We start from the raw sequence: 14,270 nt of genomic DNA on the forward strand, positions 1-14,270 counted from the left end.
ACCGACCCGAAGCCCTATGTGTGGACCAAGACCGCCGACGACATCCTCGAACGCCTCGCCGGATATCTGAAGCGAATTCCAGACTCAGGACACTAGCGGGCGGCCGGGAGGGCGTAGTCGGGCAGGGCGATGTCGCCGGCCTTGGCGAACTGGGCGGCCAGCAGCTGCCGCATCGGCCAGCGGTTCATCGACCGCATCGACATCGTGCGCAGCCGGATCGCCAGCGCGCTGTTCGGGGCGAATCCGCCGGCCCCGCCGGGCGGCAGTTCCTGGGCCCTGGTGACGTACGGCCGCATCACCAGGTCGTAGCGCCGGAAGGCGGCGGCGAGGTCGCCGTCGGCGGCGGCCAGCTCGCCGGCCAGCACGTACGCACCGACCAGGGCGAGGCTGGTGCCGAGCCCGGTGAGCGGCGAGGGGCAGTGGCCCGCGTCGCCGAGCAGCGCGACCCGGCCGCGGGACCAGCTGTCCAGGTGGACCTGGCCGAGCGAGTCCAGGTGGAAGTCGGTGGAGCGGCGCATCGCGTCCAGCAGCCTCGGCGTCTCCCAGCCGACGCCGGCGAACCGGCGCGCCACGAGCTCCTGCTGGGCGGCGGTGTCCCGGCGGTCGAACTCCAGCGGCCCCGAGCGGAATCCGAAGCCCGCCTTGACCTCGCCGGGCAGCCGGCCGGGGCGGGCCGAGGCGACCAGGCCGCCCGGCGCGTTGTGCATCAGGTACCAGCCGTCCAGGTCGAGGTCGGACTCGGCGGTGAACCAGGCGAGGTACAGGTCGAGCGGCCGGACGTACTCCGGCTCCGGCCCGAAGGCGAGTCCGCGGACCACCGAGTGCATGCCGTCGGCGCCGATCACGGCGGCGAAGCGCCGCGTCCCGGCCCGTTCGAAGTCGACGGTGACGCCGTCGGCGTCCTGGGCGAGGGCGGTGACGGTGTCGTCGAAGAGGTACTCGGTGTACGGCGCGGTGTCCTCGTACAGCAGGCCGGCGAGGTCGCCGCGGAGGATCTCGATCTCGGAGACGATGCCCTCGCCGCCGAAGGCGTCGGCGGGCAGTCGGGAGGTGATCCGGCCGGCGGCGTCGACGGTGGCGATGCCCTTCTGGTCCAGGCTCAGCTCGCGGGCCCGCTCCATCAGGCCCATCCGCGAGATGACGGTGCGTCCGGCGCCGCGCAGGTCGACGGTCTGGCCGCCCGGGCGCGGCGCCGGGGCGCGCTCCACGACGGTGACCGCGAAGCCGGCCGCGTGCAGCCAGTGGGCGAGTGCCGGGCCGGCGATGCCGCCGCCGGAAATCAGGATGTCTGTGTTCCCCATGCCGCTGAATGTACGCTGTACGCAGCACACTCCGCAAGCCCGAAATCCCCTTCCCAGCAGGGGGTTTGCCCTTGGTGCACTAGTGCTCCAGGCGGGCAGTGCACTGCCCTCGGGCGGTCCGGGGGCGGGTGTGGCTAGGCTGACCGGCAGAGCAAGGTGCACTAGTGCGGAGGGGACGGCGTGGACCGGACCGACGGATCGCGGTATCGCAGGATCGTCGACGACCTGCGGGCCAGGATCGAACAGGGCGAACTGGCCCCGGGCGACCGGGTGCCCTCGACCCGGGAGATCACCCGGCAGTGGGGCGTGGCCATGGCGACGGCGACCAAGGCGCTCACCGAACTCCGCCGGACGGGGCTGGTCCGCGCCGTCCCCGGCGTCGGCACCGTGGTGGCCGCACCGGAGACACCGGCGGCGGCAGCCGCGCCACCGGCGAGCCCTCCCCCGACCGCGGTGAAGGTGGCCGCGGGCCCCGCGGCGGCCGAGCCCCGCGGCGGCCGGGACGCCGCCCTGACGGCGGAGCGGATCGTGGCCGCCGCGACGGCGGTCGCCGACACGGAGGGCCTCGCCGCACTCTCCATGCGGCGCGTCGCGGCCGAACTCGGCGTCGCCACCATGTCGCTCTACCGGCACGTGACGGACAAGGACGACCTGCTGCTGCGGATGATGGACGCCGTCCTCGCCCGGTGGACCTTCCCCGACGAACGTCCCGACGGCTGGCGCGAACCGCTCGTCCTCGCCGCCCGGATGCTCTGGGAGGCCTTTCGCCGCCACCCCTGGCTCGCCCCCGCGCTCTCCATGACGCGCCCCCAGGTCCTCGGCTCCGCCCTGCCGTTCACCGAATGGGTGCTCGGCGCACTGGACGGCCGCGGCCTCGACCCGTGGACGGCCTTCACCACCCACCTCACGCTCTTCAACTACGTCCGCGGCATCGCCGTCAACGTCGAGGCGGAGAGCACGGCGATGGCCGACAGCGGCCTCGACGCCGACGAGTGGATGGCCACCCAGGAACCGGCCCTGCTCGCCCTGACGGCCGGCGGCCGGTTCCCCCTCCTGGAACAGCACATCGCCGGGGGCTACGACTTCGACCTGGACCGCCTCTTCGAGTTCGGCCTGCACCGCCTCCTCGACGGCATCGCCGTCCTGATCGACGGACCGCACACCGGCCCGGCCGCTGCGTAGCACCGACCGTCCGAGGAACCGGCGTTCAGGAGGCTGCTGTGGAGAGGTTCCGGTTCGACCGCGCGGAGACGGCCGTCGACCGGTTCGGCAGCACGGGGACCGCCGCGACCGGTGTCGCGGCGGGCGACGGCGCGGTGCGGCTCACCTGCCTGTCGATCGTGCCCGGCGGCACCCTCGGCGCCCACCCGGCTCCGGTGGAGCAGCTGTTCCTGGTGGTGGCCGGCGAGGGCCGGGTCGCCGGGCCGGACGGCGCCCGGGTGGCCGTCTCGGCCGGGGACGCCGTGCACTGGGCCGCCGGCGAGGAGCACGCCTCGGGCAGCACGACCGGCCTCACGGCCCTCGCACTGGAAGGGCCTTCGGTGCGGGCCCTCGGGTCCGCCGGCTGACGCCGCGTTCCGGTCAGCCGGACGGCTCGGAGAAGGTGAGGCCGCCGGCGGCGAGCGGGCGGCGGTCGGAGGCTGCCGGGGTCTCCTGGCCGGGTGGGGGCAGGAAGAGGGCGCGGTCGATCGGCGGCAGCGGACGGCGGTCGGGGGCGTCCGGCGCGTCGGTGTGCGGCGCCGAGAAGACGGGTAGGCCCAGCGGGCGGCGATCATCGGTCACGGGCGGCAGCCTGACCCATCCGACCCCTCCCCGGCAACGGGATTCCCCCGGGAGTCCGCGCAGATGCTGTGAAGAACGGGAAACCCCGAGGGATCGGGGATCACCCCGGAGCGCGGGGAACTGCGCAGTTCCCCGCGCCCCTGACGTCATCTCTACGGTTCGAAGCGGTAGCCCATGCCGGGTTCGGTGACGAAGTGGCGGGGGGTGGCGGGGTCGTCCTCCAGTTTGCGGCGGAGTTGGGCCATGTAGACCCGCAGGTAGTTGGTCTCGGTGCGGTAGGCGGGCCCCCACACCTCCTGCAGCAGCTGCTTCTGGCTGACGAGGCGACCCGCGTTGCGGACCAGCACCTCCAGCAGGTGCCACTCGGTCGGCGTCAGACGCACGTCGGCGCCGCCGCGGTGGACCTTCTTCGCGGCCAGGTCGACGGTGAAGGACGCGGTGGTGAGGACGGCCTCGGTGCCGCCGGCCGCCATCGGTTCGGCGCGGCGGACGGCGGCCCGCAGCCGGGCCAGGAACTCGTCCATCCCGAAGGGCTTGGTGACGTAGTCGTCGGCCCCGGCGTCGAGCGCCTCGACCTTCTCGTCGGAGGCCTGGCGGGCGGAGAGCACGATGATCGGGACACGCGTCCAGCCCCGCAGGCCGCGGATCACCTCGGTGCCGTCCATGTCGGGCAGGCCGAGGTCGAGGACGACGACGTCCGGGGGCCGGGCGGCGGCCGCGGCGAGTGCCGAGGCGCCGTCGTGGGCGGCGTCCACCTCGTACTTCCGTGCCTTGAGGTTGATCACCAGGGCGCGGACGAGCTGGGGTTCGTCGTCGACCACGAGGACCCGGGTCATGGATGTGCGCCGCCTTTCTGCGGATTGCCGGTGCTGCGCCCCGGCGGTGGCCGGGGAACGAGGGGTGGTCAGGGGGTACGGGCCGTGGGCTCGCGGGTCTTCGGGGTCGTGCGGGCGGCGGCGGGCAGGGAGACGACCATGGTGAGGCCGCCGCCGGGGGTGTCCTCGGCGGTGAGGCTGCCGTCCATGGCTTCGGCGAACCCGCGGGCGACGGCGAGGCCGAGTCCGACGCCGTTGCCGCGCGGGGCGTCGCCGTGCCGCTGGAACGGGGCGAAGATCCGTTCCCGGGCCTCCTCGGGGACGCCGGGGCCGCGGTCGACCACCCGCAGTTCGACCCGGTCCCCGCCGGGCAGCCGGAGGGCGTCGGCCCGGACGGTGACGGGCACCTCGGGCGGGCTGTACTTCACGGCGTTCTCGACCAGGTTGGCGACGACCCGCTCCAGCAGTCCGGAGTCGGCGCGCACCAGCGGCAGGTCCTCGGCGACGTCCAGCCGGACGGCCCCGGCGGGCACTCCGGCGAGGGCGAGCGGGACGACCTCGTCCAGGTCGACGTCGCGCTGCAGCGGGGTGACGCTGCCGGTCTGCAGCCGGCTCATGTCGAGCAGGTTGGTGATCAGCTGGTTGAGCCGGTCGGCGCCCTCCTCGATGCCGGCGAGCAGTTCGGCCTCGTCCTCGGGGCTCCAGGCGACGTCCTCGGCGCGCAGCGAGGTGACGGCGGCCTTGATGCCGGCGAGCGGGGTGCGCAGGTCGTGCGAGACGGCGGCGAGCAGCGCGGTGCGGATCCGGTTGTTGTCCGCGAGCCGGCGGGCCTCGGCGGCCTCCTCGGCGAGCCGCTGCCGTTCGAGGACGGCGACGGCCTGGGCGGCGAAGGCGCCGAGCATCCGGCGGTCCCCGGCGGGGAGCACCCGGCCGGTGAGGACGAGCGCGAGCCGGTCGCCGACCGGGACGTCGACGGTGGCGTCCTCGGGGCGGGCGGCCGGGCGGTGGCCGACGGCGGCGCGGGTCTGCCAGGGGCCGCGGTCGCCGGGGCGTTCCAGCAGGGCGACGGACTCCATCTGGAAGGTCTCCCGGACGCGTTCGAGCAGGTCCTCGGGCCCGTCCTGGCCGCGCAGCGCACTGCCGGCGAGGAAGGCGAGGGTTTCGGCCTCGGCCCGGCTGCGGGCGGCCTGCTGGGAGCGGCGGGCGGCGAGGTCGACCACCGAGGCGACGGCGATGCCGACGCCGACGAAGACGCCGAGGGCGAGGATGTTCGCCCGGTCGGTGATGGTGAAGGTGTGGGTGGGCGGCGCGAAGTAGTAGTTCAGCAGCGCCGAGCCGAGCAGGGCGGAGGCGATCGCCGGGAAGACGCCGCCGATCAGCGCGGCGCCGACGGTGAGGGTGAGGAAGAGCAGCACCGCGGTGGGCAGGCCGACGCCGGGGCCGAGGGCGAGCAGCAGCAGGGTGAGCAGCACGGGGCCGAGGCAGCCGAGCAGCCAGCCGGCGACGGTGCGCAGCCGGCCGAGTTTGACGGGCAGTCGGCCGGGCAGGCCGGGCCGGCCGCGGGCGGCGTGCTCGTGGGTGACGACGTGCACGTCGACGTCGCCGGACTCGCGGATGACGGTGGCGCCGACGCCGGGGTAGAGCAGGGAGCGCCAGGCGCGGCGGCGGCTGGTGCCGACGACGACCTGGGTGGCGTTGACGCCGCGGGCGAAGTCGAGCAGGCCGGCGGGGACGTCCTCGGCGAGCACGGCGTGGTAGCTGCCGCCGAGTTCCTCGACCAGTCGGCGCTGGGCGGCGAGGTCGCCGGGTGCGGCGGGGGCGGCGGGGCCCTCGGGCCGGACGATGTGCACGGCGAGGAGTTCGCTGCCGGAGCCGCGGGCGGCGATCCGGGCGGCGCGGCGGATCAGGGTGCCGCCCTCGGGGCCGCCGGTGAGGCCCACGACGATGCGTTCGCGGGCGGGCCAGGTGGCGGCGATGCCCTGTTCGGTGCGGTAGCGCTGGAGGTACTCGTCGACCCGGTCGGCCGTCCAGAGCAGGGCGAGTTCGCGCAGGGCGGTGAGGTTGCCGGGGCGGAAGTAGTGCGAGAGGGCGGCGTCGACGCGGTCGGGCGGGTAGACGTTGCCGTGGGCGAGGCGGCGGCGCAGCGCCTGGGGCGACATGTCGACCAGTTCGATCTGGTCGGCGCGGCGGACGGTCCCGTCGGGGACGGTCTCGCGCTGGCGGACGCCGGTGATGCCCTCGACGACGTCGCCGAGCGATTCGAGGTGCTGGATGTTGACGGTGGAGACGACGTCGATGCCGGCGGCGAGCAGTTCCTCGACGTCCTCCCAGCGCTTGGCGTGGCGGCTGCCGGGGACGTTGGTGTGGGCGAGTTCGTCGACCAGGGCGACCTCGGGGCGGCGGGCGAGCACCGCGTCGAGGTCCATCTCGGTGAAGCGGGCGCCGCGGTGTTCGACGGTGCGGCGGGGGACGGTCTCCAGGCCGGTGACGAGTTCGGCGGTGCGGGCACGGCCGTGGTCCTCGACGAGGGCGACGACGACGTCGGTGCCGCGGGCGGCCCTGCGGTGGGCCTCGCCGAGCATGGCGTACGTCTTCCCGACCCCGGGGGCCGCCCCGAGGTAGATCCGAAGCCTGCCGCGCGCCATGTGCACCCTTCGCGTTCCGCCGTGGCGCCCGCCGTGGGTTCGGACGCCTGTTCGCGCCTCCGAGCCTAGATCCACAGCTGGCCGGGTCGCCCCGTTTGTCCGCTTCGCCGGGTGGATCCTGGCGCTTTCTTGACGCGGACGGCGGCATGCCGCCGTCCGCGTCACGGGCGGCCCGCCCTGCGGGTCAGCCCCGGGCGGCGGCGAACCTGGCGGCGACGTCCTGCCAGTTCACGACGGACCACAGCCGTTCGACGTAGTCGGGGCGGACGTTGCGGTACTGCAGGTAGTAGGCGTGCTCCCAGGCGTCGAAGGCGAGCAGCGGGGTGGTGCCTTGGCCGACGTTGCCGTGGTGGTCGTAGACCTGCTCGACGATCAGGCGCCGGCCGAGCGGCTCCCAGGAGAGGATCCCCCAGCCGCTGCCCTGGACGCCGACGGTGGCGGCGGTCAGCTGCTTGCGGAGGGCCTCGAAGGAGCCGAAGTGCTCGGTGATCGCGTCGCCGAGGGCGCCGTCGGGGCGGTCGCCGCCCTCGGGCGAGAGGTTCTGCCAGAACAGCGAGTGCAGGACGTGGCCGGAGAGGTGGAAGGCGAGCGTCTTCTGCAGGCCGACGAGGCCGCCGTACTGCTCCGCCTCGCGTGCCTCGGCGAGCTGTTCGAGGGTGTCGTTGGCGCCCTTGACGTAGGCGGCGTGGTGCTTGGAGTGGTGCAGCTCCAGGATCTCGGCGGACATCGCGCGTTCGAGGGCGGAGTAGTCGTACGGCAGGTCGGGAAGCGAGTAGGTGCCCATGGCGGGACGCGGCCCCTTTCGACGGACGGTGGTGATCGTGCCGGGGCCACACTATTGCGCATGACTTGCAAGAGCGAATCACATGCTTCAGCATGTTGAGTGCGAGGTCGGCCGGTCGGCCGTCCGGGGCGCGCTGCGTCCCTCCTGACCGGCGATCGTCTTCCCAACCGGTGCCCGCCGGGACGCGGCCGACCCCGCGTCGCGGCGTGCGCCCGGGAAGGCACGCCCCGGAGCCGCCGGCCGGCGGGTGCCCACGGGTGGGTGGGCCCGCCGGCCGGCTTCCGTGCGGTCGCGCCTCCGGTCAGGGCGCCCAGGGCGCGTCGACGGACCAGGTGGTGTCGGCGACGAAGCCGGGCGTGTTGCCGTCCCAGGCGTTCGGACCGCCGTAGGTGGCGATCCAGACCTGCGAGTCGATGTGCCGCAGGTAGCGGTCCGGGTAGTTGTAGGCGGTGAACCGGACGCCGCCGCTGCCGGGCCGGGCGCAGAAGGTCGCGTCGGCCTGGAAGAGCGCGCCGCTGCCGGCCTCCCGGTACACCCGGCTGTCGCGGTGCCGCAGGTACTCCCCCGGGTAGTTGCGCGACTCGAAGGAGTAGCAGCTGCCGTCGGCCAGGCCGGGGACGACCTTCCAGGTGGCGTCGGCCTTCAGCAGGGCGCTGCTGCCCGCGTCGACCGGGTCGGTGTTGGCGAGGCCGTCGTAGTGCCGCAGGTAGCGGGTGGTGCAGCACGGGCTGGTGACCCGCAGCGACTTGTACGCGCCGGTCTGCAGCACCGGGTTGCCGGGGGCCGTCCGGGACGCCTCGATCAGCGCGAGGTTGGCGCTGCGGACGCGGTTCTGGTCGACCTTGACCACCTGGCGGTCGTAGCTGAGCAGGCCGTTGGCCTCGTTCTCCACGTCGGTGATCTCGGTGTAGACCGAGGCGGAGAGGCCGGCCGGCATCTGGTTGAGCCGGATCGAGTCGAGCAGGCCGGTGAAGCGGTCGTTCAGCGCCGCGGTGCTCGGCTGGTCCTCGTAGCTGAACCCGCCGCCGGGGTACCACTCGTGGCCGGGCACCCGCCGGCCGAGGCCGCCGTACTCGCCGAGGACGGCGGCGCGTGTCGCGGTGGGCCGGGTGGCGCCGGGCCCGACGTAGATGTGGTTGTCGACCACGTCGCCGTTGCCGCCGTCGACCGAGCCGCAGCAGTTGACGCCGCTCATGTTGTCGACCAGCCGGGACGGGTCGTAGGCCTTCACGTCGTCGGCGATCCTGGCCTGGTCGTACTGGCCCCAGCCCTCGTTCTCGTCCACCCACTGGATCAGCGCCGGCGAGCTGCGGTGCTGGTCGATGATCCGGTGGTACTCGGCCTCCCACTGGGTGCGGGCGGCGGAGTCCGGGGTGCGGGTGTCCATCGCCGGCATGTCCTGCCAGACCAGCAGGCCGAGCCGGTCGGCCCAGTAGAACCAGCGCTGCGGCTCGACCTTGATGTGCTTGCGGACCATGTTGAAGCCGAGGTCCTTGTGCTTCTGCAGGTCGAACCTGAGCGCGTCGTCGGTGGGCGCGGTGTAGATGCCGTCCGGCCAGTAGCCCTGGTCGAGGGTGCCGGTCTGGAAGACGAACCGGCCGTTGAGCACGGGCCGCTTGACGCCGTTGACGGTGGCGACGGCGATCGAGCGCATGCCGGTGTAGCTGCCGGCCGAGTCCTCGGCGGCGGAGCCGGAGAGCAGGTCGGCCCGGACGTCGTAGAGGAACGGGTCCTCCGGCGTCCACAGGTGCGGGTTCGGGACGGTCACCGGGAACGCGCTGCCGACCGGGCCGGTGGCGGTGGCCACGGTGGTGCCGCCGGTGGAGACGGTGATCCGGGCGGTGCGGCCGCCCGCGTTCTCGCCGAGCACGGTCACCCGCAGGGCGTTGGCGCCGAGATCCGGCACCAGGTCGAGCCGGGTGATGTTGGCGGTGGCCACCGGTTCCAGCCAGACGGTCTGCCAGATGCCGGACGCGGCGGTGTAGAAGATGCCGCCGCCGGAGTGCGGCTGCACGCCATTGGTGTTGCGCTGCTTGCCGACGGCGCCGCCACCGGTCTGGGTCGGGTCCCAGACGGAGACCACGATCTCGTTGGTGCCGCCGTTCAGGTACGGGGTGGTGTCGTACGAGAACGCGTCGTAGCCGCCGCTGTGCACGGCGCCCACCTGGCTGCCGTTGACCCACACCGTCGTCTGCCAGTCGGAGGCGCCGAAGTTGAGCTTCACCCGGCGGCCGTTCCAGTCCGCCGGGACGGTGAAGGTGCGCTTGTACCAGAGCCGGTCGTTCTCGGTGATCCGGCGCTGGATGCCGGACAGGGCGGACTCGGCGACGAACGGCACCCGGATCTGCTCGCCGAACACGGCGGGCCGGCCGGCGTTGGCGGCGGTCACCGCGAAGTCCCAGATGCCGTTGAGGTTCGCCCAGTCGGGGCGGGTCAGCTGCGGGCGGGGGTACTCCGGCAGCGGACGGTCCACGGGGACCTGCGAGGTCCACGGGGTGGTCATCGGCGAGGTCCTGGGCGCCCAGGCGGCCGCCCGGGCCTGCGGCACACCGGCGGCGAGCAGTCCGGTGACGGCGAGGGCGAGCGCGGCGAGCAGGGTGGTCAGCCGGTACAGGACGCCGGGCGGTGCCGGCGGTGGCGCCGTGCGTGCGGGCTGCGGCGGTGCGGACATGCGGGTCTCCTCCGTACGGGTGGGGTGGGGCGGAGGGTGCGTCAGTGCAGCCGCCACAGGTGGTCGGCCGTGCCGTTGTCCGCGAACTGCACCACCGGGGCGCTGTCCGCGGTGGACATCCGGTCCACGCCCAGCACCTTGCCGGAGCGGGCGTTGCGGACCCGGAACCGGCCGGCGCCGTCGTGCACCAGGCGCCACCGGTGGTCGTCGGTGCCGTTGTCGGCGAACTGGACCACCCGCGCGGAGTCGGCCGTCGACATCTGGTCGACGCCGAGCACCTTGCCGGAGTGCAGGTTGCGGATCCGGAACCAGCCGTCCGCGTCGGCGAGGAAGCTCCACAGGTGGTCGTCGGTGCCGTTGTCGGCGAACTGCACGACCTGGGCGCTGTCCGCCGTGGACATCCGGTCCACGCCCAGCACCCTGCCGGAGTTGAGGTTCTCGATCCGCAGCTGGCCGTCGGGGTGCAGCAGCCAGAGGTGGTCGTCGGTGCCGCTGTCGGCGAACTGCACGACCTGGGCGGAGTCGGCCGTCGACATACCGTCCACGCCCAGCACCTTGCCGGAGTGCCGGTTGCGGATCCGGTACCAGCCGTCGCCGTTGTCGACGAACTGCCACAGGTGGTCGTCGGTACCGCTGTCCGCGAACTGCACGACCCGGGCGGAGTCGGCCGTCGACATGCCGTCCACGCCCAGCACCTTGCCCGAATGCCGGTTGCGGATCCGGAACCAGCCGTCGCCGTTGTCGACGAACTGCCACAGGTGGTCGTCGGTACCGCTGTCCGCGAACTGCACCACCCGCGCCGAGTCGGCCGTCGACATGCCGTCCACGCCCAGCACCTTGCCCGAATGCCGGTTGCGGATCCGGAAGGCGGCGCCGGGGGCGGACCAGGGCGCGCCGTCGGGGGTGGCGGTCGGGAAGGAGGAGATGCGCAGCCGGGCCGCGGCCATCGGGATCAGGGTGACCGTCTCGACGGGGGCGGTGCCGTGGGCCGGGCTGTCCTGGAGCGGGGTGACGACGTGCTGGGAGTCGGCCTGCCACTCGGCGATCCGGCGGGCGGGGGCGGTGATCCGGTGGGGGTTGTCGGCCTGGGTGAAGGGGTTGGCGGGCAGCGCCCCGCCGCGGGTGGTGAAGGCGAGCGAGGCGGTGGGCGCGGCCGGGTCGAGGCCGAGGCCGTAGTTCCACGGGGTGGTGGCGTGCACGTCGTACTGCGGGAAGGTGTCGCTGCCGCCGGTGCGGACCCAGTTCTCGCCGATCTTCAGGGCGTAGCCGAGCGGGCCGCGGGCGACCGAGACGGAGCGGTGGTTGTCCGTCCAGGTGCGCACCGCGATCCGCTGCGGCAGGCGCAGGGTGACCCGGTCGCCGTTGTTCCAGGTGCGCCGGACGGTGGTGTACGCGGGGCCGGCGGGGGCGCTCACGGCCTGTCCGTTGACGGCGAGTTGCGGGTCGGGGCACCAGCCGGGGACGCGCAGCACGAGCGGGAAGGCGACCGGTCGCGGGGTGGTGACGGTGAGCGTGACGGTGTCGCCGAAGGGGTACTCGGTGTCCTCCCGCACGGTGACGGTGGTGCTGCCGTCGCCGACCTTGGCGGCGACCGTGCAGGGGGCGTACATGGCGGCGGCGAGGCCGCCGTCGGGGGTGGCGAGCCAGAGCTCCTGGGTGAACCAGGGCCAGCCCATGCCGTAGTTGTGCGGGCAGCAGCGGTACTGGTCGACGCCGGCCGTGTAGGACTGCATGGCGAAGCCGTTCTGGAACTGGCCCTGGGTCTTGGGCGCGTCGTCCAGGTCGACGCTGTTGGCGCTGGTGACGTAGTGCACCGCCCTGCCCTGCGGGTCGAGGGCGGGCGGCAGGGAGTTGAAGGCCAGCTCCTCGCAGCGGTCGGCCCAGACCGGGTCGCCGGTGAGCCGGTTGAGCAGTTCGTGGCTGGCCATGAACTCGACGACGCCGCAGGTCTCGAAGCCCTGCCGGGGGTCGCCGAAGCCGGGGCGGGCGTTCTCGTCGCCCGCGAAGCCGCCGCCGGGGAACTGCCCGTAGCGGCCCATCACGGTGTCGTAGGTGCGGTACGCGGCGGTGGTGTCGCCGGCGAGGCCGGAGCGCTGGGCGTACTGGGCGGGCTCCCGGAATCCCTGCGCGATGTTGACGTTGTGCCAGCTGGGGACGGTGTTCGTCCAGTCGGCGCCGTTGCGGTGGATGCGGTCCATCAGGTCGAGCAGGAAGGCGTCCCGGGTGCGGTTGTAGAGCCAGACCACGGTGTCCAGGCCGTCGCCCCAGCGGACGGAGACCCAGCTCTGGTTGAAGGCCCCGGGGCCCTGGGCGTTCATGAACCGCAGGAAGGCGGTGAGGAACGGCAGGATGCGACTGTCGCCCGAGTACTCCTGCCAGGAGCGCAGCGCCTGGAGCAGCGGCAGGAAGGGCCAGAAGTCGGGGCCGCCGCCGAGCGAGGTGCGCAGCGCGGTCGGGCCGAAGAAGCCGTCGGGCTGCGCGGTGGCGAGGATCGCGTCGATCCAGCGGCGGACGGTGGCGAGCGCGGTGGCGTCGCGGGTGGTGATCGCGAGGTCGACGTAGCCGCGCAGCCAGTACGGGACCTCCTCCCAGCCGCCGCGTTCGGGGTGCGCCCAGCCGGTGGTGGCGAGGTCGAGGAAGTGCGAGGTCTCGGCGTACCGGCCGCACAGGCCGGCGAGCTGGAGGGAGAGCTGGCCGGAGAGCCAGCCGGCCGGGCGGATCGCGTCGGGCGGCAGCCGCAGCAGCGCGGTGGGGTGCAGCGGCGCGGCGTTGGTCGCGTAGAGGCCGCCGGGGGCGGGCGGCAGGCCGGCGGCCGCGGCGGCGGGGACGAGGCCGAGGGCCTGGAGGCTCGCGGACGCACCGATGGCGGTCAGCAGGCTGCGGCGGGACAGGGACGGCATGGGCACTCCGGCGGGGGTGGCGCCGCGACGGCGGCGGTCGGCGGTGCTGGGCTGGTCCGTGCGCGTGCGGGGTGGCGCTGAGCATGCGGGACGGCTGAGCGTGCGGGGCGGCTGAGCGTGCGGGAGTCGGGCCTCGGGGGCTCACACCGGTGGGGCGGTACGGCCGACTCCGGATTGCAACGTTGGAAATCGCTGCGCCAAGCGGAAATGACAGCATGCCGTCAGATCCTTGTCCAGACCTCCGACAGGATCTGACGGCTCGTCAGCTCTGCGTGCTGAAACGGAACTCTGTGCGACTTCGGAACTCCCGGCCGGGGCGCAGCACGGTGCTCGGGTACTCGGGGCGGTTGGGCGAGTCCGGCAGGTGCTGGGTCTCCAGGCAGATCCCGGCGTGCTGCGGCAGCGGCCTGCCGTCCGCGCCGGGCAGCGTGCCGTCGAGGTTGTTGCCGGTGTACACCTGCACGCCGGGCTCGGTCGTCCAGACCTCCATCCGGCGGCCGGCCGACGGCTCGGCGAGGGTGGCCGCGTGCCGCAGCTCCCCCGCTCCGGCGCCGCGCAGCACCCAGCAGTGGTCGAGCCCGTCCGCGGCCCGGACCTGCGGGTGCCCGTCGGCGATCCGCCCGCCCAGCCGGACGGGCCGCCCGAAGTCGAAGGGCGTGCCCGCCACCGGTTCCGGCGGCCCGTACGGGATGCCCTCGGCGGTGACCGGCAGGTAGTGGTCGGCGGACAGCTCCAGCAGGTGGTCGTGGACGGTGCCCTGCCCGGCCAGGTTGAAGTACGCGTGGTTGGTCGGATTGACCACGGTCGGGCGGTCGGTGACGGCCCGGTAGTCGATCGCCAGCGTGCCGGGGGCGGCCAGCCGGTAGGTGGCGGTGAGGTCGAGCGCGCCGGGGAATCCCATGTCGCCGTGCGGGCTGTGCAGGCTCAGCTCGACCCCGGCGCCGTCGTCGGTCGGCGCGGCCCGCCAGACCCGGCGGTGGAAGCCGTCCGGTCCGCCGTGCAGGGCGTGGCCGCGGTCGTTCACCGGGACGCGGTGGTCCGTCCCGTCCAGGGTGAAGCGGCCGTGCGCGATGCGGTTGGCGTACCGGCCGACCACCGGGCCGAGGTAGGGGTGCTCCCCGGCCCGGACGCGCAACGAGGGCAGGCCGAGCACCACCGGGCCCGGCGACGCGTGCGGGGCCGGGGCGGTCAGTGCGGCCAGCGAGGCGCCGAGGGTGAGGACGGTGGCCCGCAGGCCGCCGGTGGCCTCCAGCGTCCAGGCGTGCACCGCCCGGCCGTCGGGGGTGGTGCCGTACGCGTCCTGCCGGACGGTGGGTGACATTGCCTCGCTCCTGCAACTGATGGACGGATGGGGTGGGCCCCGCCGGGTGGT

General features: G+C 73.9%; 10 protein-coding genes. 2 read left to right on the forward strand and 8 right to left on the reverse strand.

Features of this window, described 5'->3' with window-relative positions:
- Positions 1 to 92: 92 nt before the first annotated feature.
- A complete protein-coding gene (locus IE98_RS0103375) occupies positions 93 to 1,301 on the reverse strand; it encodes an FAD-dependent monooxygenase (protein WP_030263744.1) in 1,209 nt (402 codons plus the stop codon).
- 180 nt (positions 1,302 to 1,481) lie between these two features.
- Between IE98_RS0103375 and IE98_RS0103380 the strand changes: the two genes are divergently transcribed.
- Positions 1,482 to 2,483, forward strand: coding sequence for a TetR/AcrR family transcriptional regulator C-terminal domain-containing protein (locus tag IE98_RS0103380; protein WP_030263747.1), 1,002 nt, complete (start codon positions 1,482 to 1,484; stop codon positions 2,481 to 2,483).
- 38 nt (positions 2,484 to 2,521) lie between these two features.
- Entirely contained in the window at positions 2,522 to 2,869 is a 348-nt protein-coding gene (locus IE98_RS0103385; protein WP_030263750.1) for a cupin domain-containing protein, read from the forward strand.
- Between the two features lie 13 nt (positions 2,870 to 2,882).
- On the opposite strand, the gene IE98_RS0103390 is transcribed toward IE98_RS0103385, so the two are convergent.
- From IE98_RS0103390 to IE98_RS0103420, 7 genes are all read right to left on the reverse strand, one after another.
- Positions 2,883 to 3,083, reverse strand: coding sequence for a hypothetical protein (locus IE98_RS0103390; protein ID WP_030263753.1), 201 nt, complete (start codon positions 3,081 to 3,083; stop codon positions 2,883 to 2,885).
- 152 nt (positions 3,084 to 3,235) lie between these two features.
- Complete coding sequence (locus IE98_RS0103395) at positions 3,236 to 3,919, reverse strand: response regulator (RefSeq protein WP_030263755.1); 684 nt, start codon at positions 3,917 to 3,919, stop codon at positions 3,236 to 3,238.
- A gap of 68 nt (positions 3,920 to 3,987) precedes the next feature.
- Entirely contained in the window at positions 3,988 to 6,543 is a 2,556-nt protein-coding gene (locus IE98_RS0103400; protein ID WP_043173359.1) for a sensor histidine kinase, read from the reverse strand.
- Positions 6,544 to 6,727: 184 nt separating this feature from the next.
- Positions 6,728 to 7,327, reverse strand: a complete 600-nt coding sequence (locus IE98_RS0103405; RefSeq protein ID WP_030263759.1) for a superoxide dismutase — start codon at positions 7,325 to 7,327, stop codon at positions 6,728 to 6,730.
- A gap of 301 nt (positions 7,328 to 7,628) precedes the next feature.
- The gene (locus IE98_RS0103410; protein WP_078660744.1) at positions 7,629 to 9,998 is read right to left on the reverse strand and encodes an AbfB domain-containing protein; all 2,370 of its coding nucleotides are present in this window, start codon (positions 9,996 to 9,998) and stop codon (positions 7,629 to 7,631) included.
- Between the two features lie 41 nt (positions 9,999 to 10,039).
- Complete coding sequence (locus IE98_RS0103415; RefSeq protein WP_030263763.1) at positions 10,040 to 12,898, reverse strand: RICIN domain-containing protein; 2,859 nt, start codon at positions 12,896 to 12,898, stop codon at positions 10,040 to 10,042.
- Between the two features lie 262 nt (positions 12,899 to 13,160).
- A complete protein-coding gene (locus tag IE98_RS0103420) occupies positions 13,161 to 14,219 on the reverse strand; it encodes an aldose epimerase family protein (protein ID WP_030263765.1) in 1,059 nt (352 codons plus the stop codon).
- Between the last annotated feature and the right edge of the window lie 51 nt (positions 14,220 to 14,270).

This window comes from Streptomyces sp. NRRL B-24484 (genome assembly GCF_000717715.1).
GTDB lineage: Bacteria > Actinomycetota > Actinomycetes > Streptomycetales > Streptomycetaceae > Kitasatospora.